Source organism: Shinella yambaruensis (assembly GCF_050859155.1).
GTDB lineage: Bacteria > Pseudomonadota > Alphaproteobacteria > Rhizobiales > Rhizobiaceae > Shinella > Shinella yambaruensis.
The window spans coordinates 4,214,695-4,236,080 of record NZ_CP150638.1 but is presented as its reverse complement, the minus strand read 5'-3'; the positions used below and the strand labels follow the sequence as shown (position 1 = coordinate 4,236,080).

General features: G+C 63.8%; 17 protein-coding genes. 12 read left to right on the top strand and 5 right to left on the bottom strand.

From position 1 onward, the window contains the following. Nucleotides 1-22 precede the first annotated feature (22 nt). Entirely contained in the window at nt 23-844 is an 822-nt protein-coding gene (locus WMC41_RS20595) for a pyruvate, water dikinase regulatory protein (protein ID WP_244770752.1), read from the bottom strand. Nucleotides 845-1,321: 477 nt separating this feature from the next. Here WMC41_RS20595 and hemE point away from each other — a divergent pair, with 477 nt between their 5' ends. From hemE to WMC41_RS20555, 8 genes are all read left to right on the top strand, one after another. After that, on the top strand, nt 1,322-2,284 hold the full coding sequence (hemE, locus tag WMC41_RS20590; protein ID WP_432348387.1) for a uroporphyrinogen decarboxylase: 963 nt from the start codon (nt 1,322-1,324) through the stop codon (nt 2,282-2,284). Continuing rightward, nucleotides 2,281-2,820, top strand: coding sequence for a protoporphyrinogen oxidase HemJ (hemJ, locus tag WMC41_RS20585; RefSeq protein WP_288082282.1), 540 nt, complete (start codon nt 2,281-2,283; stop codon nt 2,818-2,820). Before hemE ends, hemJ begins: the two co-directional genes overlap by 4 nt. A 186-nt stretch (nt 2,821-3,006) precedes the next feature. Continuing rightward, the gene (rho, locus tag WMC41_RS20580) at nt 3,007-4,272 is read left to right on the top strand and encodes a transcription termination factor Rho (protein ID WP_432346056.1); all 1,266 of its coding nucleotides are present in this window, start codon (nt 3,007-3,009) and stop codon (nt 4,270-4,272) included. Between the two features lie 124 nt (nt 4,273-4,396). Then, complete coding sequence (mnmE, locus tag WMC41_RS20575; protein ID WP_432346054.1) at nt 4,397-5,722, top strand: tRNA uridine-5-carboxymethylaminomethyl(34) synthesis GTPase MnmE; 1,326 nt, start codon at nt 4,397-4,399, stop codon at nt 5,720-5,722. A gap of 66 nt (nt 5,723-5,788) precedes the next feature. Beyond that, complete coding sequence (gene mnmG, locus WMC41_RS20570) at nt 5,789-7,678, top strand: tRNA uridine-5-carboxymethylaminomethyl(34) synthesis enzyme MnmG (RefSeq protein WP_432346052.1); 1,890 nt, start codon at nt 5,789-5,791, stop codon at nt 7,676-7,678. After that, nucleotides 7,675-8,310 (top strand): 16S rRNA (guanine(527)-N(7))-methyltransferase RsmG, encoded by a 636-nt coding sequence (locus WMC41_RS20565; RefSeq protein WP_432346050.1) that lies wholly within the window; start codon nt 7,675-7,677, stop codon nt 8,308-8,310. Before mnmG ends, WMC41_RS20565 begins: the two co-directional genes overlap by 4 nt. Nucleotides 8,311-8,323: 13 nt before the next feature. Beyond that, nucleotides 8,324-9,118 carry a ParA family protein gene (locus WMC41_RS20560; RefSeq protein ID WP_288082291.1) on the top strand — a complete coding sequence of 265 codons (795 nt, stop codon included), beginning with the start codon at nt 8,324-8,326 and terminating at the stop codon, nt 9,116-9,118. 24 nt (nt 9,119-9,142) lie between these two features. Next, nucleotides 9,143-10,033 (top strand): ParB/RepB/Spo0J family partition protein, encoded by an 891-nt coding sequence (locus WMC41_RS20555; RefSeq protein WP_432346047.1) that lies wholly within the window; start codon nt 9,143-9,145, stop codon nt 10,031-10,033. 15 nt (nt 10,034-10,048) lie between these two features. Here the strand turns inward: WMC41_RS20555 and holA are convergent, their stop codons facing one another. Genes holA through leuS form a run of 3 tightly spaced genes read right to left on the bottom strand, consistent with a single transcriptional unit; the run spans nt 10,049 to nt 14,232 of the window. Then, entirely contained in the window at nt 10,049-11,083 is a 1,035-nt protein-coding gene (gene holA, locus WMC41_RS20550; protein WP_432346045.1) for a DNA polymerase III subunit delta, read from the bottom strand. Nucleotides 11,084-11,090: 7 nt separating this feature from the next. Beyond that, nucleotides 11,091-11,615 carry an LPS assembly lipoprotein LptE gene (gene lptE, locus WMC41_RS20545; protein ID WP_432346043.1) on the bottom strand — a complete coding sequence of 175 codons (525 nt, stop codon included), beginning with the start codon at nt 11,613-11,615 and terminating at the stop codon, nt 11,091-11,093. Beyond that, entirely contained in the window at nt 11,602-14,232 is a 2,631-nt protein-coding gene (leuS, locus tag WMC41_RS20540) for a leucine--tRNA ligase (RefSeq protein WP_432346041.1), read from the bottom strand. Before leuS ends, lptE begins: the two co-directional genes overlap by 14 nt. A gap of 198 nt (nt 14,233-14,430) precedes the next feature. Here leuS and WMC41_RS20535 point away from each other — a divergent pair, with 198 nt between their 5' ends. The 3 genes from WMC41_RS20535 to WMC41_RS20525 all read left to right on the top strand — a co-directional run bounded on the left by WMC41_RS20535 (nt 14,431) and on the right by WMC41_RS20525 (nt 18,316). Then, on the top strand, nt 14,431-15,090 hold the full coding sequence (locus tag WMC41_RS20535) for a YggS family pyridoxal phosphate-dependent enzyme (protein WP_432346039.1): 660 nt from the start codon (nt 14,431-14,433) through the stop codon (nt 15,088-15,090). Nucleotides 15,091-15,224: 134 nt separating this feature from the next. Then, nucleotides 15,225-17,129, top strand: a complete 1,905-nt coding sequence (locus tag WMC41_RS20530) for a propionyl-CoA synthetase (protein WP_432348386.1) — start codon at nt 15,225-15,227, stop codon at nt 17,127-17,129. Between the two features lie 260 nt (nt 17,130-17,389). Next, complete coding sequence (locus WMC41_RS20525; protein WP_432343942.1) at nt 17,390-18,316, top strand: IS110 family transposase; 927 nt, start codon at nt 17,390-17,392, stop codon at nt 18,314-18,316. Between the two features lie 89 nt (nt 18,317-18,405). On the opposite strand, the gene WMC41_RS20520 is transcribed toward WMC41_RS20525, so the two are convergent. Then, nucleotides 18,406-19,107 (bottom strand): DUF1013 domain-containing protein, encoded by a 702-nt coding sequence (locus WMC41_RS20520; RefSeq protein ID WP_064331962.1) that lies wholly within the window; start codon nt 19,105-19,107, stop codon nt 18,406-18,408. A gap of 232 nt (nt 19,108-19,339) precedes the next feature. Between WMC41_RS20520 and acs the strand changes: the two genes are divergently transcribed. Next, nucleotides 19,340-21,295, top strand: a complete 1,956-nt coding sequence (gene acs, locus WMC41_RS20515; protein WP_272807129.1) for an acetate--CoA ligase — start codon at nt 19,340-19,342, stop codon at nt 21,293-21,295. The last annotated feature ends 91 nt before the right edge of the window (nt 21,296-21,386 follow it).

Sequence of the window (21,386 nt, the reverse complement as noted above, 5' to 3'; positions counted from 1 at the left end):
AAATCTCCGTTTCCCCTCCCGGTTAGCGAAGCTTCGGGCGAAGAGCAACGATGGCGGCGGCCGTTTCCTCGATCGATCGCCGGGTGACGTCGATGATCGGCCAGTTGTTGCGCGCACAGATAGCGCGGGCATATTTCAATTCCTCGGAAATCTGCGACCGGTCGACATAATCGTCGCCGCGAAAATCCTGCGTCTGGCCGAGCACCCGGTTCTGCCGCACTTGGGCAATGCGGTCCGTGGTGGCGATCAGCCCGACGACCAGCGGTTTCGTCGTCGTCGACAGCCGCTCCGGCAGGGGCACGCCGAGCACGATCGGTACATTGGCGGTCTTGATGCCGCGATTGGCGAGATAGATGCTCGTCGGCGTTTTCGAGGTGCGGCTGATGCCGACAAGAATGACGTCCGCCTCGTCGAGATCGGCCGGCAGCTGCCCGTCGTCATGGTCCATCGTGAAATTGAGCGCGTCGATCCGCGCGAAATATTCCGCGTTCATCACATGCTGCGCCCCCACCCGCCGCCGCGACGGCGCACCGAGATAGGACTGGAAGAGGTCGATCACCGGCTCGAGCACGGAGACGCAGGGCACGCCCATCTCCCGGCAACGCTGGTCGATGATCTCCGAAAGCTCCCGGTCGACGATCGTATAGAGCACGATGCCCGGCGCCCCGTCGATGGCATCGAGCACGGGCATGAGCTGCTTGCGGTTGCGGATCAGCGGATAGACATGTTCGAGCGCCTGGGACGACTGGAATTGCGCGGCCGCCGCGCGCCCCGCGGCAATCAGCGTCTCGCCCGTCGAGTCCGATATCAGGTGCAGATGGAAGTAGTTTCTGGTGCTTTCCACAATATCCTCCGCCCCCTGTTGATGAACCGGGACAGCACCGAGCTAAGAACGACAGGGATCGGGAGGCAAGGGGATAACCGCCTTTTTATCCACAATCCGCGAGAGACGGGAACAGGATTCACGGCCCATGTGGATAAGACTCATGACACGGCAAAGTGTCGCGCTTCTCCACATCTCATCCACAGCAAGGCTCTTTTGTCGACGCCGTCGATCGTCTTGATTTGAAAAGGCGAATCCGGTTCTCCGCACTATTCTCATAAAATCTTCCTGCGGGCTTCGTCTTTTCCGCCCTGCCGCCGGCAAGGCCGGATCCCTGTGGAGAGGATTTAATCCTTGATAGTCACCGACTCTAAGAAATAGAAACCTTTTCAAAGAGATTATTTCATTGATTGGGAGAACCCCGCGGTGTCTGCGAAAAGCCGGAAGATCGTCGATGTCCTGAACGGGAAAACGATCTCCCCCCCTCCCCTCTGGCTGATGCGCCAGGCCGGACGATACCTGCCGGAGTACCGGCAGACCCGCGCGGCGGCGGGAAGCTTCCTCGATCTCTGTTATTCGCCGGAGCTGGCGACGGAAGTGACGCTCCAGCCGATCCGCCGCTATGGCTTCGACGCGGCGATCCTGTTCTCCGATATCCTCGTCATTCCCGACGCCCTGAAGCGCAATGTCCGCTTCGAGGAAGGCCATGGGCCGCGCCTCGATCCGATCGATGTCGATGGCATTCTGGCCCTGAAGGGCGACGGGGTGGCAGATCACCTCAAGCCGGTCATAGAGGCGGTCGGCCGCATCCGGGGCGCCCTGCCCGAGGAAACGGCGCTGCTCGGCTTCTGCGGCGCGCCCTGGACCGTTGCCACCTACATGATCGCCGGCCACGGAACGCCGGACCAGGCTCCCGCGCGTCTCTTCGCCTACAGGGAGCCACGCACCTTCGCACACCTGCTCGACGTGCTTGCCGAACTCTCGGCCGATTACCTTGTGGCGCAGATCGATGCCGGCGCCGATGCGGTGCAGATCTTCGATTCCTGGGCCGGTGTTCTCGGCGAGCGCGAATTTGCCGATTTCGCCGTCCGGCCCGTGCAAAGGATCATCGCCTCGGTCAAGGCCCGCCGCCCGCAGGCGAAGGTCATCGCCTTCGCCAAGGGTGCGGGCCTGTTGCTGAAATCCTACCGGCAGCAGACCGGCGCCGATGCGATCGGCCTCGACTGGTCCGTGCCGCTCTCCTTCGCGGCCGACCTGCAGAAGGACGGTCCCGTCCAGGGCAATCTCGATCCGATGCGGGTGGTTGCCGGCGGCACGGCGCTCGACGAGGGTATCGATGCCATCCTGCAGGCGCTCGGCAATGGGCCGCTGATCTTCAATCTCGGCCATGGCATCACGCCTCAGGCCGATCCCGACACTGTCGCGCGCCTCGTGGCGCGGGTGCGCGGGGAAAAGCGGTGAGTGAGAAGCAGGCGGGCGAGAGCGCCGGGCGCCGGGCGCGGCTGCGCGCCGCGGTGGCGCTTGTCGTCTTCGCGCTGCTGGCTCTCCTCCTCGTCCTCCATCCGCCGGACGATCTCTATCTTTGGATCAAGGCGTTGCACATCATCGCCGTCATCTCCTGGATGGCGGGCCTGCTCTACCTGCCGCGGCTCTTCGTCTATCACACGGATGCCCCGCCCGGCTCGGCCGAGGCGCAGGTCTTCAAGGTGATGGAACAGCGGCTCTACCGGGTTATCATGCAGCCGGCGATGGGCCTTTCCTGGCTGCTCGGCCTCTATCTCGCCTGGTCCGTCTACGGTTTCCAGGGCGGCTGGCTGCATGCCAAGCTCGCCCTGGTCGTCCTCATGACCGGCGTGCACCAGTTCTACGGCCGGGCCGTCAAGGCCTTCGCCGAGGACCGCAACACCCGGAGCGGCCGCCAGTGGCGCATCTGGAACGAGGCGCCGGCGCTCCTGATGATCCTCATCGTCATTCTGGTCGTCGTCAAACCGTTCTGAGCCTCTGCGACAAAACGGATGAAATTTCAAAGCCCCCTTGCGGGCCAGCACCGGAACCGCTATTTTCCGCGCATCTCATCTTTCGTGGCATGTGTATTCGTTCAGTGAACTGCACCCGATCCCCCGCAGTTCGGCCTTGACCCGCACGCCTTTTCCCATCCCGATGACACCCAGCATGGACCATTCATGGCCGAAATGAAGCTACAAGACCTCAAGAACAAGACTCCGACCGACCTCCTTGCCTTTGCCGAATCGCTCGAGGTCGAGAACGCGAGCACGATGCGCAAGCAGGAACTGATGTTTGCGATCCTGAAGATGCTGGCCGCGCAGGACGTGGAGATCATCGGCGAGGGTGTCGTGGAAGTGCTGCAGGACGGTTTCGGCTTCCTGCGGTCGGCCAATGCGAACTACCTGCCCGGCCCGGATGATATCTATATCTCGCCCTCCCAGATCCGCCGCTTCTCGCTGAAGACCGGCGATACCGTGGAAGGCCCGATCCGCGGCCCGAAGGAAGGCGAACGCTATTTCGCGCTGCTCAAGGTCAACACGATCAATTTCGACGATCCGGAGAAGATCCGCCACAAGGTCCACTTCGACAACCTGACGCCGCTCTACCCGAACGAGCGCTTCAAGATGGAACTCGAGATCCCGACCTCGAAGGATCTGTCGCCGCGCGTCATCGATCTCGTCGCGCCTCTCGGCAAGGGCCAGCGCGGTCTCATCGTCGCCCCGCCGCGCACGGGTAAGACGGTTCTCCTGCAGAACATCGCCCATTCGATCACCGCAAACCATCCGGAATGTTATCTCATCGTCCTCTTGATCGACGAGCGTCCGGAGGAAGTGACGGACATGCAGCGATCGGTGCGGGGCGAAGTCGTTTCCTCGACCTTCGACGAACCGGCTACGCGCCACGTCCAGGTCGCCGCAATGGTCATCGAGAAGGCAAAGCGCCTCGTCGAGCACGGCCGCGACGTCGTGATCCTGCTTGATTCGATCACCCGCCTCGGCCGCGCCTACAACACGGTTGTTCCGTCGTCGGGCAAGGTGCTGACCGGCGGCGTCGACGCGAACGCCCTGCAGCGCCCGAAGCGCTTCTTCGGCGCGGCGCGCAATATCGAGGAAGGCGGTTCGCTGACCATCATCGCGACGGCGCTGATCGACACCGGCAGCCGCATGGACGAAGTGATCTTCGAGGAGTTCAAGGGTACCGGCAACTCGGAAATCGTGCTGGACCGCAAGGTCGCCGACAAGCGCATCTTCCCGGCCATGGACATCCTCAAATCCGGCACGCGCAAGGAAGACCTTCTGGTGCCGCGCCAGGATCTCCAGAAGATCTTCGTGTTGCGCCGCATTCTTGCCCCGATGGGCACCACGGATGCGATCGAATTCCTGATCGACAAGCTGAAGCAGACGAAGAACAACGGCGATTTCTTCGATTCGATGAACACATAGCCAATAGGCACGAACGTGCGTAAAGACATGGTCCCGCCTTACGGCGGGACCATTTTCGTTTCAGGAGAAGAAATCGATTCTCCTCCGAAACGGAATCGCCGATTCGCACCCGGAATGATAAATCATGATGTCTACGGACACGATCTTTGCCTTGTCGAGCGGTGGCTTGCCCTCCGGCGTGGCGGTGATTCGCCTGAGCGGACCCGCAAGCGGCCAGGCGGTGCAAGCGCTGTGCGGCCGCCAGCCCGCGGAAAGACGTGCGTCCCTGCTCTCGATTCGTAACCGGAACGGTGAGAAGCTCGACGCGGGCCTGGTCTTGTTCTTCCCCGGCCCAAACTCTTTCACGGGCGAGGATTGCGCGGAACTTCAGATCCATGGCGGGCGGGCCACGGTCAAGGCTGTTCTTGCGGAGCTTGCCGGCATGGCTGGTCTGCGTGCGGCGGAAGCCGGTGAATTTTCCCGGCGCGCTTTCCTGAACGGCCGCATGGATCTGGTCGAAGTGGAGGGCCTGGCGGATCTCATTGCGGCGGAAACCGAGATGCAACGCCGTCTGGCGGCAGAGCAATCGTCCGGCGGCCTGTCGAAACTCTACGATTCGTGGGCGAAACGACTGACGAATGCGCGCGCCATGATCGAAGCCGAGCTGGACTTTGCCGATGAGGACGACGTTCCCGGTTCCATTGCAGATACCATCTGGCGCGACATGCGGCAATTGGAGCAAGAGATCGTTAACCATCTTTCCGGTGTGAGAACCGGGGAGATCGTGCGGGATGGCCTCAAGGTCGTCATCGTGGGTCCACCCAATGCGGGAAAGTCGAGCCTGTTGAATTATCTCGCAAAACGGGATGTCGCCATTGTCACTGACGTCCCGGGAACGACGCGGGATGTCCTGCACATCGATCTCGACCTCGACGGCTTCGCCGTTCGGCTCTATGATACGGCCGGACTGCGCGAGACGGATGACGTTGTCGAGCAGGAGGGTATCCGCCGGACGCAGCTTTCCATGGCCCAGGCCCATCTGGTGCTTCTGTTGTCGTCACTTGCGGAGCCTGATTGGGTCGCGTTCACCGAGGGATATGACGGTCCGATTATCCGTGTCCAGACCAAGGCGGACAGGCAGGATGCCTCCTGGCGGGATCCGGAAGCTGATGTTAGGATTTCCGTGCGGACGGGTGAAGGCATATCGGCACTTCTGGATCTGGTGAGCGGATACCTCCCGAATCTGGATCAGGGAAGCGCCTTGGCACTTCCAACGCGTCAACGGCATACGGACAATCTCGCGGAAGCACGCAGCCACATCAGCGCGGCGCTGGATTCGGGCAGGAACGGTCTCGATATACAGGCGGAACATCTCCGCCTGGCGGGTCAGGCGCTGGGCCGAGTCACGGGGCGAGTGGATGTAGAGAACCTGCTGGATGTGATCTTTTCGGAATTTTGCATTGGCAAGTGATTCACGTGAAACAACACAACGTACACGAGTCGCGCTGGGCGTTTCACGTGAAACAGGTGGTACGATATGACGACATTGAAGACATATGATGTGGTGGTAATCGGTGGTGGGCATGCGGGCGTCGAAGCCGCTGCCGCCGCGGCACGGTTCGGCGCGCAAACGGCTCTTCTTACCCACAAGGCCTCGACGATCGGGGTCATGTCCTGCAATCCTGCGATTGGCGGTCTTGGCAAGGGTCACCTCGTCCGGGAAGTGGACGCGCTGGATGGCCTGATGGGACGGGTTGCCGACCGGGCTGGCATTCAGTTTCGCCTGTTGAACCGGCGTAAAGGCCCCGCGGTGCGCGGCCCGCGCAGCCAGGCCGATCGAAAGCTTTATCGCGAGGCCATGCAGGCGGAGATTGCGCAGATTGCCGGCCTGACCGTTGTCGAGGGTGACGCATACAATCTCGATTGCGCAGAGGGCCGTATCCACGCGGTGATCCTGAAGGACGGGCGGCGCCTGCCCTGCGGCGCCGTGGTGGTTACCACAGGCACGTTCCTGCGTGGCCTTATTCATATCGGTTCCGAAAAAATCCCGGCTGGCCGCGTTGGAGAAGACCCCTCCCTCGGGCTGTCGGCGACGTTCGAGCGCCTCGGCTTCCGGCTTGGCCGCTTGAAGACCGGCACGCCCGCACGCCTCGATGGCCGCACCATCGATTGGAACGCAGTCGGGCGCCAAGCGGCAGATGAGACGCCTGTGCCCTTCTCCTTCATGACCGATCGCATCACGACACCGCAGATCGAATGCGGCGTCACGCGAACGACGGCCGCGACGCATCGCATCATTGAGAAGAATATCGGCCGATCGGCCATGTATTCCGGCCAGATCGAAGGTGTCGGCCCACGCTATTGCCCGTCGATCGAGGACAAGATCGTGAAGTTCGGCGAACGGGACGGTCATCAGATTTTCCTGGAGCCCGAGGGTCTGGACGACGACACCGTCTATCCGAACGGCATCTCGACGTCGCTTCCGGCGGATATACAGCAGGCCTTCATTCAGACCATCCCCGGCCTCGAGCGGGTGCGTATTCTGCAGCCAGGCTATGCCATTGAATACGACCATGTCGATCCGCGGGACCTGTCCGCCACCCTGGAAACCCGGCGGCAGCCCGGGCTTTTCCTGGCCGGCCAGATCAACGGTACGACCGGTTACGAGGAGGCCGCGGCGCAGGGACTGGTTGCCGGACTGAACGCCGCCCGGCGGGCTGCGGGCATGGAGGGACACGTCTTCAGCCGCACGGAGAGCTATATCGGGGTGATGCTCGATGACTTGACGTCCCGCGGCGTGACCGAGCCGTACCGCATGTTCACCTCGCGTGCGGAGTATCGCCTTTCGCTGCGGGCTGACAATGCCGACGCGCGGTTGACGGCATCCGGCATGGCGCTTGGCATTGTCGGTGCAGACCGGCGCCGACGCTTCGAGGAATGGTCGACGGACATGCAGCGCCTGCGGGAACGGCTCGATACCCTGAAGCTGTCGCCCAATGAGGCGGCCAGCAAGGGGATCCGGATCAATCAGGATGGTGTTCGCCGTTCTGCCTACGATCTGCTCGCCTATCCGGACGTCGACTTCGCGCGGCTGGCGGCCGTTTGGCCAGAGCTCGACGCCTTCTCCCCCCGTGTTCGCGATACCATCGAAATCGAGGCCGGCTATGCGGTCTACATGAATCGGCAGGCAGCAGATATAGCCGAGGCAAGGCGGGAAGAAGATCGCGGCATCCCCGCCGACTTTGATTTTGCCGCCCTCCCCGGCCTCTCCATCGAATTGCAGCAGAAACTGGCCGCGGCGCGCCCGGCGAACCTTGCACAGGCCGCGCGGGTGGACGGCATGACGCCGGCTGCCTTGACGCTCCTGCTTGCCTATCTCAAGCGCGTGCCCGCCACGGCAGCGATGGAACGGACGGCCAGCGCATGAAGTCTTTGCCGCGCGAATTTGCCGAGCTGAATGTTTCACGTGAAACCGAGGACAGGCTGAACGCCTTCGTTGCGCTTTTTCAGAAGTGGGCGAAGACCATCAATCTGGTGGCTTCCTCGACCTTGGCGGAAGTCTGGAGTCGCCATGTTGTCGATAGCATGCAGATCTCTGCTCTATGTCCTGGGCCGCGGATTTGGGTGGATCTCGGCAGCGGGGGCGGTTTTCCGGGCATTGTCACCGGTATTCTGCTGGCCGGCGCGGGAGATGGATGGGTTCATCTCGTCGAAAGCAACAACAAGAAGGCCGCCTTCCTGCGAACGGCTATCCGCGAAACCGGTGCGCGCGCGTCGGTGCATGCGATTCGCATCGAAGAGGCGCCGGCGGCAATCGCCCATTGCGACGCGATCTCTGCCCGGGCCCTGGCGGACCTCGATCTCCTGATGGATTTCGGCTGGCCATGGGCCGAGCGCAATCTGGATCTGCGGTTTTTCCTTCATAAAGGCCGGGATTACCAGCGCGAGGTCGATAAAGCGCTTGGTCGGTGGAGATTCGATCTGGTAAAACATGCCAGTGTCGTCGAGCCGGATTCCGTGGTGCTCGAACTCTCGAAGCTTTCGCGAAGACGCGAATGATTGGCGGATGCCCATGGCAATCGAAAAGAACCGGATCATCACCATTGCGAATCAGAAGGGCGGCGTCGGCAAGACGACGACCGCGATCAATCTCGCCACGGCGCTGGCCGCGATCGGCGAGCGCGTGCTGATCGTCGACCTGGATCCGCAGGGCAATGCCAGCACGGGTCTCGGCATTGATCGCCGCAACCGCGAACTCTCCTCCTATGACCTGCTGATCGGCAGCCATGGCGTCGCGGAGACTGTGCTGCAGACGGCCGTGCCCAATCTGTCGATCATTCCCTCGACGATGGACCTCCTGGGCATCGAAATGGAAATCGCGCAGCAGAACGACCGCGTCTTCCGGCTGCGGCGGGCCCTCGCCTCGGCCGAGGCGCTGTCTTACTCTTACGTGCTGGTCGATTGCCCGCCGTCCTTCAACCTCCTGACAATGAATGCGCTCGCCGCGGCGCATTCCGTGCTGGTGCCGCTGCAATGCGAGTTCTTTGCGCTGGAAGGCCTGAGCCAGCTGCTGGAGACGGTGGACCAAGTGCGCCGCACCGTCAATCCGTATCTGGATATCCAGGGCATCGTGCTCACCATGTTCGATTCGCGCAACAATCTTGCGCAGCAGGTCGTCAACGACGTGCGCACGCATCTCGGTGAAAAAGTCTATCATACACTTATTCCGCGCAATGTCCGCGTGTCCGAGGCGCCGTCCTATGGTAAGCCGGCCATTCTCTACGATCTCAAATGCGCCGGAAGCCAGGCCTATCTTCAGCTCGCCTCCGAGGTAATCCAGCGTGAAAGGCAGCGCCGAGCTGCCTGATTTCAGTATCCGTGAGTAGAACCGATGAATGAAGACAACTCGAAGCGGCGCCTTGGCCGCGGCCTTGCCGCCCTGATCGGTGAAATGGACCAGCTGCCCGCCGCCGATGTCGGCGAGCGCCCGGCGGTCAATCCTGATCGCCTGGTTCCTATCGAATTCGTCGGTCGCAATCCGCGCAATCCGCGGCGCTATTTTGACGAATCGGAGCTGCAGGATCTGGCCTCGTCCATCCGCCAGCACGGCATCGTGCAGCCAGTCGTCGTACGCACCACGGCCGACAGTCGCTACGAGATCATCGCGGGCGAGCGCCGCTGGCGCGCCGCGCAGCTGGCGGGGCTGATCGACATTCCGGTCATCATTCGCGACGTGGACGACCGCACGGCGCTGGAAATCGCCATCGTGGAAAACGTACAGCGCTCCGACCTCAATCCGCTGGAAGAGGCGATGGGCTATGAGCTGCTGATCGCCGATCACGGTTACACGCAAAACGATCTCGGCGAGATCATCGGCAAGAGCCGCAGCCATGTGGCAAACAGCCTTCGCCTGCTCAAGCTGCCGGAACCGGTGCGCGACATGCTGGCCTCCGGCTCGCTATCGGCCGGCCATGCGCGTGCGCTCATCCCGACCTCCGATCCTGTCGCCCTGGCAAAGACCGTCGTGGCAAAGGGCATGTCGGTGCGTGACGCGGAACGTCTTGCACAGAACGATATCAAGGCGCAGGGCGATCCCAATCACGGCCAGGCGCCGCGCAAGGACGAGAAGGATGCCGATACGCTGGCGCTGGAGCGCACGCTGTCGGACGTGCTGGGCCTCGATGTGACCGTCAATCACAAGGGAAGCGGCGGGCAGCTGCGAATTGCCTACAAGACGCTCGAGCAGCTCGAGGAAATCTGCCGGCTTCTTGAGCGGCGGTAACATCCTTAGCCGGATTCAACGTCGCGCGGATTGAAGTACGGTCGCCAGCATCGTCTGCATGGCGATCGTGTCCTCCAGGGCCGGGCGTTGCCGGCTTTGCAGGATGGCAGCCTGCAGGCGCTGCGTTTCGCGCCGGATCGCCGGCCCCGTCCAGGTTTTCAGGGCATTTTCGACGATCGGCTTGCGGCGGAAATGCAGATGGCGGCCAAGGGTCGCCATGGCTTGGACGGCCGGTGCCCGTTTTTCATCCATTTCCGCGCGCATCAGCTCCAGGAGCTGGAACTGCCGAAGGCAACCCTGCAGTACCAGGAAGACCGGCGTCTTGGAGGAAACGATCTTCTGGATGGCGTGCAGGAAACCGTCCTTGTCGCCCTTGAGGATGGCGTCTATGGCGTCGTCCGTCGAGATCGCGCTGGCATCGCCGACGATCTCCTCGACATCCTGCTCCTCGATCAGTTCCCTGCCACGGCAATAGAGCGCAAGCTTGCGCACCTCGTTGCGCGAGGCGAGCCGGTCGCCGCCGATGGTTTCCACCAGGCGTGAACGGGCTGCGGGGGAAATGCGCAAGCCCTCGGCGGCGAGCTCCTGGTCGATGAGGGCCTGCAGGGCGCGCCCGTCATCGGCGTAACAGGGGATAGCGACGACTGCGGAACCGGATTCGGCCGCCTTGCGCAGTCCGGCGCCCTTCTTCAGGTCACCTGCCTCGATGATCAGCGTGGATGGCCCGGCCGGCATCTTGGAAAGGATGTCCAGCGCGTCGGAAAGACCCTTCTCGCTGCCGGCATTGCGGACCCAGACGAGGCGGTCGCCGCCGAAGAGGCCGATGGCGTTCATCTCGTCGATCAGCCGGCCCGGCTGGCTGCCGACCTCGCCGGCATCGAGTTTCACGACGGAGAAGGCGTCATTGAGATCGACGCCGCTGACCGCCGCCAGTGCGGCCGCCCGCTCGGAAACCAGGCCCCGATCGGGACCGTAGACGAGGAACAGCCGCACGGGCAGCGGTTTGCGCTTCAGAAAACCGTCGAACTCGTGCGACTTGACTTCGGCCATAGCCGGCTCAGCGACGGCCGAGCGCCGACGCGACATCCGCGCGGATCAGCTCCGCCAGCTCGCGGGCAGCACGATCCTCGGCATCCCGCACGGCGCGCAGCTTGGCGAATTCCTGCACGGGATAATCGACGAGCGCGACCGTGGAGCGCTTTCCGGACGCCAATGTTTCGCCGGAATCGGTCTGCACGAGATTGTAGTCGGCCGAGACGACGATGCGGCCGGCGCGGGGAATGTCGTCGCGCACGTCGAGCAGCACGCCGACCTTGCGGACGGCGACATTGAGCTCGAGGTGGTAGAGCGCGCGCTGCGTCTCGCCGGCACCGCCGGAGAAGAGGAAGATCAGCTCATTGCGGACCCTTTGTTCCACGCGGTCGTCGGCCTTCGAGATGGCCACGGAGGCAAGCTTGCCCTCCGTGCCGGCGGGCGTGGAATACAGCGGCCGCACCTGGCAGCCGGCGACGACGCCGAGGATGGCGATGCCGGCGAACGCCTTTGCGAACCGGGAAAGGCCGGTTCCGTCAGACAACAACATTCACGATCCTCTGCGGTACGACGATGATCTTCTTGGGCTGCTGGCCGGCGAGCACGGCCTGGACCGCCTCGAGCGCCAGAACGGCCGCCTGGACGGCAGTCTGGTCCGCATCGCGGGCGATTGTCAAATCCGCACGCTTCTTGCCGTTGATCTGCACGGGCAGCGTGATCTCGTCGTCGGCGACGAGGCGGTCTTCGTAGGAGGGCCAAGGCGTGTTGGCGACGAGGCCTTCTCCGCCGATCTCGCGCCAGCATTCTTCCGCCAGATGCGGCGTCATGGGGGCGACGACGCGGATCAGGATGCCAACGGCTTCGCGCAGGGCCGCTGCGAGGTCGGGCGAGGCCTTGCCGGCAGCGGCGGCGGTGAGCGGCGCGGCGAGCGCGTTGACGAATTCGTAGATGCGCGCGACGGCCTTGTTGAAGGCGAGCTTGTCGTAATCGGCCTGCACGGCCTTCAGCGTCTTGTGCGCGACCTGCGAGACGGCGAGTGCCTCGCCCTCCGTACCGGGACGGCTTTCCGCGGCCTTCAGGGCCGGCGCCGCCTCGGAAACGAGGCGCCAGACGCGCTGGACGAAGCGATGGGCCCCTTCGACGCCGGCTTCCGACCAGATGACGTCGCGGTCCGGCGGGGAGTCGGAGAGCACGAAGAAGCGGGCGGTATCGGCGCCGTAGGAGGCGATGATGTCATCCGGATCGACGACGTTCTTCTTCGACTTCGACATCTTCTCGATCGAGCCGATGGCGATTTCTTCGCCGGATTCGAGATGGACCGCGCGGCGCTTGCCGCTCTCCTCCTCAATGCGGATTTCGGCGGGCGTCACCCATTCGCGCTTGCCGGCGACGCTGCGGCTGTAGGTCTCGTGCACCACCATGCCCTGGGTGAAGAGACCCTTGAAGGGCTCCTTCAGGTCGAGATGGCCGGAAACCTGCATGGCGCGGGTGAAGAAGCGCGAATAGAGCAGGTGCAGGATCGCATGCTCGATGCCGCCGATATACTGGTCGACCGGCAGCCAAGCGTTGGCGGCGGCGGGGTCCGTCGGGTCGTTTTCCCACGGGGCGGTGAAGCGGGCGAAGTACCAGGACGAATCGACGAAGGTGTCCATCGTGTCCGTTTCGCGGCGGGCGTCCCCGCCGCACTGCGGGCAGGCGACGTGGCGCCAGGTCGGATGGCGATCGAGCGGGTTGCCCGGCTTGTCGAAGGTGACGTCGTCGGGCAGCTTGACCGGCAGGTCGGCCTTCGGCACGGGCACCACGCCGCACTGCTCGCAATGGATGACCGGGATCGGGCAGCCCCAGTAGCGCTGGCGCGAAATACCCCAATCGCGCAGGCGAAAGTTCACCTTGCGCTCGCCCTGCGGGGCGTTGCCGAGCGTGATGGCGGAGAGGCGGTTCGCGACCTCCTCGAAGGCTTCCTCGGTGCCAAGGCCGTCGAGGAAGCCGGAATTGATCATCACGCCGTCGCCGACATAGGCCTCGTCGGCAATAGCGAAGGTAGCCGCGTCGCCATCCTTCGGCATGACGACGGGCACGACCGGCAGGTTATATTTGCGGGCGAAGTCGAGGTCGCGCTGGTCGCCGGAGGGGCAGCCGAAGATGGCGCCCGTGCCGTAGTCCATCAGCACGAAGTTGGCGATGTAGACGGGGAGCTCCCAGGTCGCGTCGAAGGGATGGCGCACGCGGATGCCGGTGTCCATGCCTTTCTTCTCCGCCGTCTCCAGCGCCGCGAGCGAGGTGCCGGCGCGGCGGCATTCCTCGGCGAAGGCCATGATCTCGGGGTTCTTCGCAGACGCCTCCCGGGCAAGCGGGTGGTCAGCGGAGATGGCGATGAAGGAGGCGCCGAACAGCGTGTCGGGACGGGTCGTGTAAACGGTGACGTCCTTTTCGCCCGTCAGGCCCGCGCCTTCGGAAATTTCCCAGCGCACCAGCATGCCTTCGGAACGGCCGATCCAGTTCTTCTGCATCAGGCGGACTTTTTCAGGCCACTGGTCGAGCGTTTCCAGCGAATCGAGCAGGTCCTGGCTGAAATCGGTGATGCGGAAGAACCACTGGGTCAGCTCGCGCTGCTCGACGAGCGCGCCGGAGCGCCAGCCGCGGCCGTCGATGACCTGCTCGTTGGCAAGCACCGTATGGTCGACCGGGTCCCAGTTCACCTTGGACTGCTTGCGGTAGACGAGGCCCTTTTCCAGGAAGTCGAGGAAGAGGTGCTGCTGGCGGTGGTAATATTCCACGTCGCAGGTGGCGAATTCGCGCGACCAGTCCAGCGACAGGCCCATGGACTTCAACTGGTTGCGCATGGTCGCGATGTTGTCGTAGGTCCAGCCCTTGGGGTGCACCTTGTTCTGCATGGCGGCGTTCTCGGCGGGCATGCCGAAGGCGTCCCAGCCCATCGGATGCAGCACGTTGTAGCCGCGGGCGCGCTTGTAGCGCGCGACGACGTCGCCCATCGCATAGTTGCGCACATGGCCCATATGGATGCGGCCCGACGGGTAGGGGAACATCTCAAGCACGTAGTACTTTTCGCGCGGGTCGTCGTTATTGGTCAGGAAGACGCTGTCGTCGTTCCATTTTGCCTGCCAGCGGGGTTCGGCATCGCGCGGATTGTAACGTTCGGTGGCCATGTCTTTGATGTTCCGGAAGTCTTTTGGGAGTCTTGGAGGGCGGTGCGCCCATGCGAATATGGTGCCGAGACCTTCATCATGAAACCGCCGAAGCGTCAAGTTTTCCGGCCCCCGGGCCAAAGAGATGCGGCACGCGCACGCTTGGCAAACCGTGCCGATTTCGCTAGGTCCGGAACCAGATGCCGATGGAGAATGAGCATGGACCTTCAGGACCGTCTCGAAGACGTTCGCAACCGGATGCGCAAGGCGGCTGCCGAGGTCGGCCGCAGGCCCGAGGCGGTGACGCTGGTGGCGGTCTCGAAAACCTTCGATGCCGAGGCGATTCGCCCGGCGATCGCGGCCGGCCAGCGGGTGTTCGGCGAGAACCGCGTGCAGGAGGCCCAGGGCAAGTGGCCCGCGTTGCGCGCCGAGGCGGCCGGCATCGAGCTTCACCTGATCGGCCCGCTGCAATCCAACAAGACGGCCGAGGCCGTGGCGCTCTTCGATGTCATCGAGACGGTGGACCGGGAAAAGATCGCCCGGGCGATCGCCGCCGAGATGGCGCGGCAGGGGCGCGCCTTGCGGCTCTATGTCCAGGTCAATACCGGGCGTGAACCGCAGAAGGCCGGCATCGCGCCGGACGATACGGTCGCCTTCGTCGCCCTCTGCCGCGACGAGCTCGGCCTCACCATCGAGGGGCTGATGTGCATTCCGCCGGCGGACGAGAATCCAGGCCCGCATTTCGCCTTGCTCGCCAAGCTCGCCGAACGCTGCAATCTCGACCGGCTGTCGATGGGCATGTCCGGCGACTATGATGTCGCCATCGGCTTCGGCGCGACCAGCGTGCGCGTCGGTTCGGCGATTTTCGGCACACGCTGACATCCTCGCTTGACGAAGCGCAAGGCGCGATGTGCCGCTTGAGGCTTTCGTCTGGCTTTTCCGATGCACCGTCCTCTCCTATTCTTCCTTCTGGAGGAGCCGGCCGTTTCAGGAGGCCGGACATGGAGGATGCGATGCAGAAGACCTATGCCGAGATCTATCGGGCGTGGAAGAATGACCACAGGGGTCATTGGGCCGAGGCGGCCCGGGCAATCGACTGGTTCAGCGAGCCGGCGGATATTTTCGACGGAGAGCAGGGCGTCTACGGGCGCTGGTTTCCCGATGCGGTCGGCAATACCTGTCACAATTGCGTGGACCGGCATGTGGCGGCGGGGCATGGCGCGGACGCCGCGCTGATCTATGACAGCCCGGTGACCGGCCGCAAGGCGCGCTACAGCTACGACGAACTCCTCACCCATGTGAACGCCATGGCGGCGGTGCTCGTCGATCAGGGCGTGGAAAAGGGCGACCGCGTCATTCTCTACATGCCGATGATTCCCGAGGCTGTCTTCGCCATGCTCGCCTGCGCGCGCATCGGGGCGATCCATTCGGTGGTGTTCGGCGGCTTCGCCGCGAGCGAGCTTGCGGCGCGCATCGATGATTCCACCGCCAAGCTCGTCGTCACCGCAAGCTGCGGCATCGAGCCCAATCGCGTGGTCGCCTACAAGCCGCTGCTGGATACGGCGATAGAGCTTGCCGCACACAAGCCGGAACGCTGCCTCGTCTTGCAGCGGCCGGAACTGGCGGCGGAGCTGAAGGCCGGGCGCGACGTCGATCTCGGCCCCGCGCTTGCGGCGGCGCGGGATGCGGGGCGCGTCATTCCCTGTGCGCCGCTGGCGGCCACCGATCCGCTCTATATCCTCTATACGTCGGGCACGACCGGCCAGCCCAAGGGCGTCATCCGCGACAATGGCGGCCACATGGTCGCGCTCGCCTGGACGATGCAGGCGTTCTACGGCGTGGAGCGCGGCGAGGTCTATTGGGCGGCGTCGGATATCGGCTGGGTCGTCGGCCATTCCTACATCGTCTATGCGCCGCTTCTCAACGGCAGCACCACGGTGCTCTATGAGGGCAAGCCGGTCGGCACGCCCGACGCCGGCGCCTTCTGGCGCGTGGTGGAGGACTACAAGGTCTCGGTGCTCTTCACCGCCCCGACGGCCTTCCGCGCCATCCGCAAGGAGGATCCGGAGGGCGCGCTCGTCAAGCGGCACAACATTTCCAGTCTGCGCGCGCTGTTCCTTGCCGGCGAGCGGGCCGATCCGGACACGATCCGCTGGGCCGAGGCGGTGCTCGGCGTGCCGGTCATCGACCATTGGTGGCAGACGGAGACCGGCTGGCCGATCGTCGGCAATCCGCTCGGCCTCGGCCGGCTGCCGGTGAAACACGGCTCCCCCACCGTGCCCATGCCGGGTTACGAACTGCATGTGCTGGACGATGCCGGCCATGAGGTTTCGCCCGGCACGCTCGGCAACATCGCCATCAAGCTGCCCCTCCCCCCGGGCTGCCTGACGACCTTCTGGAATGCCGACGAACGGTTCCGCTCGGCCTGCCTTTCGGAATTCCCGGGCTATTACAAGACCGCCGATGCCGGTTATGTCGACGAGGACGGCTACGTCTTCATCATGTCGCGCACCGACGACATCATCAACGTCGCCGGCCACCGTCTCTCGACGGGGGCGATGGAGGAGGTCTGCGCCAGCCATCCGGATGTCGCCGAATGCGCCGTCATCGGCGTCGCCGATGCGCTGAAAGGCCAGTTGCCGGCCGGTTTCCTCGTGCTGAAGAGCGGTGTTTCACGTGAATCATCGCTCGTGGAGCAGGAGGTGGTGGGCCTCGTGCGCGAGCGCATCGGCCCGGTCGCCGCCTTCAAGACGGCGATCTGCGTGAAGCGCCTGCCGAAGACACGCTCCGGGAAGATCCTGCGCGGCACCATGCAGAAGATCGCCGACGGGGTGGACTGGAAGATGCCGGCGACCATCGACGATCCGGCCATCCTGGACGAGATCGCCGAGGTCCTGTCCGGGCGGCGGATCGTTTGAGCAACAAAAAACCCGGCCGAAAGGCCGGGTTGGGACACGGGAAGAACCGCCCCGTCCATTGTCGTCATCCTCGGGTTTAACCCGAGGATCCTGTGTGTTTGGTCTGATGTAAGATGGTTGCGGGAAGGAGGCCGAGAGGATCCAGGCCGCCGTTTGTGACGGCAGGCCGCGGCGTGGCTTGGTCCCTTCCCGCTTCGCCCATCAACCTGAACAGTTGCACGGGGCTGTCGCCACAGACCCCGCACACAGGAGCAGGCGCCATGACGATACACCATACCTTCATCGGCTGCGACATCGGCAAGGACATGATCGACATCTTCGATCCGAGAACGGCCAGGTTCTGCCGCATTCCCAACGAGCAGACCGCGCTGTCCGCTTTTGCCCGTGGCCTCGACCCGGCCACCGACCTGGTCGTCTTCGAGGCGACAGGTCATTGCGACCGGCTGCTGCGCCTGTGTCTTTCGCAGGCCGGCATCGCCTTTGCCCGCGTCAACCCGAAGACGGCCCGGCGCTTTGCCGAAGCGCGGGGACGGCTGGCCAAGACCGACCGCATCGATGCCCGCTCGCTTTGCGAGATGGGAACCATGTTCGGCCTGACGGCCGAGGCGCCGCCTTGCCCGGTGCGCGAACGGCTGGCGGCCCTTGCCCGCCGCCGGGACCAGCTCGTCGATGCCCGTGCAACCGAGCGCCGGCATCTTTGCGATGCCTTCGATCCCGCCGTCCGCGCCGACATCGAGGCCATGATCGCCATCCTCGGCGAGAGGATCGCCTCGATCCAGGCTGCGATCGACGAGCAGATGAAGAATGGACATCTCGCTCAGCAGGCGCACCGCCTTACCTCCGCGCCCGGCGTGGGCAAGGTGACAGCCTTGACCCTGCTGGCCCATATGCCCGAACTCGGCAGCCTTTCGCCCAAAACAGCCGCAAGCCTTGCCGGCCTTGCTCCCTTCAATGACGATTCCGGCAGGAGATCCGGCCGCCGCCGCATCAAGGGCGGCAGGCCAAGGGTGCGAAAGGCCCTCTACATGGCGGCCCTCGGCGCGATCAAGGCCTCAGCGCGCCTGCGCGCCTTCCATCAGGCCGTCTCAGCCAGAACAGGTTCCGCAAAGGCCGGCATCATCGCCGTCGCAAGAAAGCTCATCACGATCCTCAATGCAATGCAGCGCGACAAAACCAACTTCGCTTGAACACAGTTGCCATGCAGCGAGCGTGGCGTGGATGGTCGGGTCAAGCCCGACCATGACGAAGGAGAGGTGAGCAGCCTTTGTTTCACCGCTCAGAAGCGGTCGTCCTCGTCTTCGTCCGGCGTGGCCGACTTCAGCGACTTCAGCTTGGCGAAGACGGCGTCGGCGTCGATTTCCTTCTCGTCCTCGCGGTCGGTGCTGTAGGGCAGCTTTTCCGTTTCCTGCGCGGATTCCAGCGTCGCACCGAGCTCGGCGGCGGTCGGCAGCGGACGGCCCTTCGAAGCGCGTTCGACTTCGAGGTCGAGGTCGATCTGCGAGCACAGGCCCAGCGTCACGGGGTCCATCGGCGTCAGGTTGGTCGAGTTCCAGTGGGTGCGTTCGCGGATCTGCTCGATCGTCGACTTGGTCGTGCCGACGAGACGCGAGATCTGCGCATCCTTGAGTTCGGGATGGTTGCGCACCAGCCAGAGAATGGCGTTGGGGCGGTCCTGGCGCTTGGAGACCGGCGTGTAGCGCGGGCCCTTGCGCTTGGATTCCGGCACGCGGACCTTCGGTTCGGAAAGCTTCAGCTTGTGATTCGGATTGGCTTCGGCGCGGGCGATCTCCTCGCGCGACAGCTGGCCGGTCGAGATCGGGTCGAGGCCCTTGATGCCCTGGGCCGATTCGCCGTCGGCGATCGCCTTCACTTCGAGCGGGTGCAGTTTGCAGAATGTGGCGATCTGGTCGAACGACAGCGCCGTGTTGTCGACCAGCCAGACCGCGGTCGCCTTTGGCATGAGGAGCTGCTGAGCCATGGATATAGTCCTTCTGTCCGTCCGCGCCGGTGTCGCGGGCCGTGGGGTGTAACCACTATGTTCCGGGAATTGCGCCCTCTATACAATCACTGTCGCAGAAATGCAATTCTTCAAGCGCAAATGACCTTTTGTCTAATTGCCCGAGGGATTTGACCTGATATGTATGGCAACGGAGATGCGGGGAGCTGGAGGAGACGCGGCTTTCCCGCCTATGCGCAGTGAGGAGGAATCCATGTCCGCAAAGACCTATCCGGTGCTGAAATCCGCGAAAAGCCGTGCGCTGATCGACAACGAGACCTATCAGAACTGGTACCGCGAAAGCATCGAGAACCCGGAGCGCTTCTGGGACAAGCACGGCATGCGCATCGACTGGTTCAAGCCCTATACCAAGGTGAAGAACACGTCGTTTACCGGCAAGGTGCCGATCAAGTGGTTCGAGGACGGCATCACCAACGTCTCCTACAATTGCATCGACCGCCACCTCAAGGCGCATGGCGACGACGTCGCCATCATCTGGGAAGGCGACAATCCCTATATCGACAAGAAGATCACCTATAACGAGCTCTACGAACACGTCTGCCGCATGGCGAACGTGATGAAGAAGCACGGCGTCAAGAAGGGCGACCGCGTCACCATCTACATGCCGATGATCCCGGAGGCGGCCTATGCCATGCTCGCCTGCGCGCGCATCGGCGCCGTGCATTCCGTCGTCTTCGGCGGCTTCTCGCCGGATGCGCTGGCCGGCCGCATCGTCGACTGCGAATCCACCTTCGTCGTCACCTGCGACGAGGGCGTGCGCGGCGGCAAGCCGATCCCGCTCAAGGAAAACACCGATACCGCGATCGACATCGCCGCCAAGAACCATGTCATCGTCAACAAGGTGCTCGTCGTGCGCCGCACCGGCGGCAAGACCGGCTGGGCGCCGGGCCGCGACATCTGGCATCACCAGGAGGTGCTGACGGTGCCGCGCGATTGTCCGCCGGCAAAGATGAAGGCGGAAGATCCGCTCTTCATTCTCTACACGTCCGGTTCGACCGGCAAGCCGAAGGGCGTGCTGCACACCACGGCGGGCTACCTCGTCTATGCCTCGATGACGCACAAATACGTCTTCGACTACCAGGACGGCGATGTCTACTGGTGCACGGCCGATGTCGGCTGGGTCACCGGCCATTCCTATATCGTCTACGGCCCGCTGGCGAACCGCGCGACCACGCTGATGTTCGAAGGCGTGCCGAACTTTCCGGATGCCGGCCGCTTCTGGGAGGTGGTCGACAAGCACAAGGTCAACATCTTCTACACCGCACCGACGGCGATCCGCGCCCTGATGGGGGCCGGCGATGCCTTCGTGAAGCGCTCGTCGCGCTCGTCGCTGCGCCTGCTCGGTTCGGTCGGCGAGCCGATCAACCCGGAAGCCTGGGAGTGGTACTACAACGTCGTCGGCGAGGGCCGTTCGCCGATCGTCGATACCTGGTGGCAGACGGAGACGGGCGGTATCCTGATCACCCCGCTGCCGGGCGCGACGGAGCTCAAGCCGGGCTCCGCCACGCGGCCGTTCTTCGGCATCAAGCCGCAGCTGGTCGACAACGAGGGCAAGGTGCTGGAAGGACCGGCTGATGGCAACCTCTGCATCATCGACAGCTGGCCGGGCCAGATGCGCACGGTCTACGGCGACCACAAGCGCTTCGTCGAAACCTATTTTTCGACCTACAAGGGCAAGTACTTCACTGGCGACGGCTGCCGGCGCGACGAGGACGGCTACTACTGGATCACCGGCCGTGTCGACGACGTGCTCAACATTTCCGGCCACCGCCTCGGCACGGCGGAAATCGAATCGGCCCTCGTCTCGCACCACCTCGTCTCGGAAGCCGCCGTCGTCGGCTATCCGCACAGCCTCAAGGGCCAGGGCATCTATTGCTACGTCTCGCTGATGGCCGGCGAGGAAGGCACCGATGCGCTGCGCCAAGACCTCGTCAAGCATGTGCGCAAGGAGATCGGCCCGATCGCGACGCCCGACAAGATCCAGTTCTCGCCCGGCCTGCCGAAGACACGCTCCGGCAAGATCATGCGCCGCATCCTGCGCAAGATCGCCGAGGACGATTTCGGTTCGCTCGGCGACACCTCGACCCTCGCCGATCCGGCCGTCGTGGACGACCTGATCGCCAACCGGCAGAACAAGGCTGCCGGCTGAGTTTGAAGCATGAAGCGAAACGGCGGCCATTTGGCCGCCGTTTTCGTTCCTCCTCTCTACGTCATCCTCGGGCTCGACCCGAGGATCCGTG

Excerpts from the sequence above, each read along its gene's own strand:
- hemE (WP_432348387.1), top strand. The coding sequence starts at position 1,322 with ATGCGCCAGGCCGGACGATACCTGCCGGAGTACCGGCAGACCCGCGCG.
- rho (WP_432346056.1), top strand. The coding sequence starts at position 3,007 with ATGGCCGAAATGAAGCTACAAGACCTCAAGAACAAGACTCCGACCGAC.
- mnmE (WP_432346054.1), top strand. The coding sequence starts at position 4,397 with ATGATGTCTACGGACACGATCTTTGCCTTGTCGAGCGGTGGCTTGCCC.
- mnmG (WP_432346052.1), top strand. The coding sequence starts at position 5,789 with ATGACGACATTGAAGACATATGATGTGGTGGTAATCGGTGGTGGGCAT.
- WMC41_RS20565 (WP_432346050.1), top strand. The coding sequence starts at position 7,675 with ATGAAGTCTTTGCCGCGCGAATTTGCCGAGCTGAATGTTTCACGTGAA.
- WMC41_RS20560 (WP_288082291.1), top strand. The coding sequence starts at position 8,324 with ATGGCAATCGAAAAGAACCGGATCATCACCATTGCGAATCAGAAGGGC.
- WMC41_RS20555 (WP_432346047.1), top strand. The coding sequence starts at position 9,143 with ATGAATGAAGACAACTCGAAGCGGCGCCTTGGCCGCGGCCTTGCCGCC.
- holA (WP_432346045.1), bottom strand. The coding sequence starts at position 11,083 with ATGGCCGAAGTCAAGTCGCACGAGTTCGACGGTTTTCTGAAGCGCAAA.
- lptE (WP_432346043.1), bottom strand. The coding sequence starts at position 11,615 with ATGTTGTTGTCTGACGGAACCGGCCTTTCCCGGTTCGCAAAGGCGTTC.
- leuS (WP_432346041.1), bottom strand. The coding sequence starts at position 14,232 with ATGGCCACCGAACGTTACAATCCGCGCGATGCCGAACCCCGCTGGCAG.
- WMC41_RS20535 (WP_432346039.1), top strand. The coding sequence starts at position 14,431 with ATGGACCTTCAGGACCGTCTCGAAGACGTTCGCAACCGGATGCGCAAG.
- WMC41_RS20530 (WP_432348386.1), top strand. The coding sequence starts at position 15,225 with ATGCAGAAGACCTATGCCGAGATCTATCGGGCGTGGAAGAATGACCAC.
- WMC41_RS20525 (WP_432343942.1), top strand. The coding sequence starts at position 17,390 with ATGACGATACACCATACCTTCATCGGCTGCGACATCGGCAAGGACATG.
- WMC41_RS20520 (WP_064331962.1), bottom strand. The coding sequence starts at position 19,107 with ATGGCTCAGCAGCTCCTCATGCCAAAGGCGACCGCGGTCTGGCTGGTC.
- acs (WP_272807129.1), top strand. The coding sequence starts at position 19,340 with ATGTCCGCAAAGACCTATCCGGTGCTGAAATCCGCGAAAAGCCGTGCG.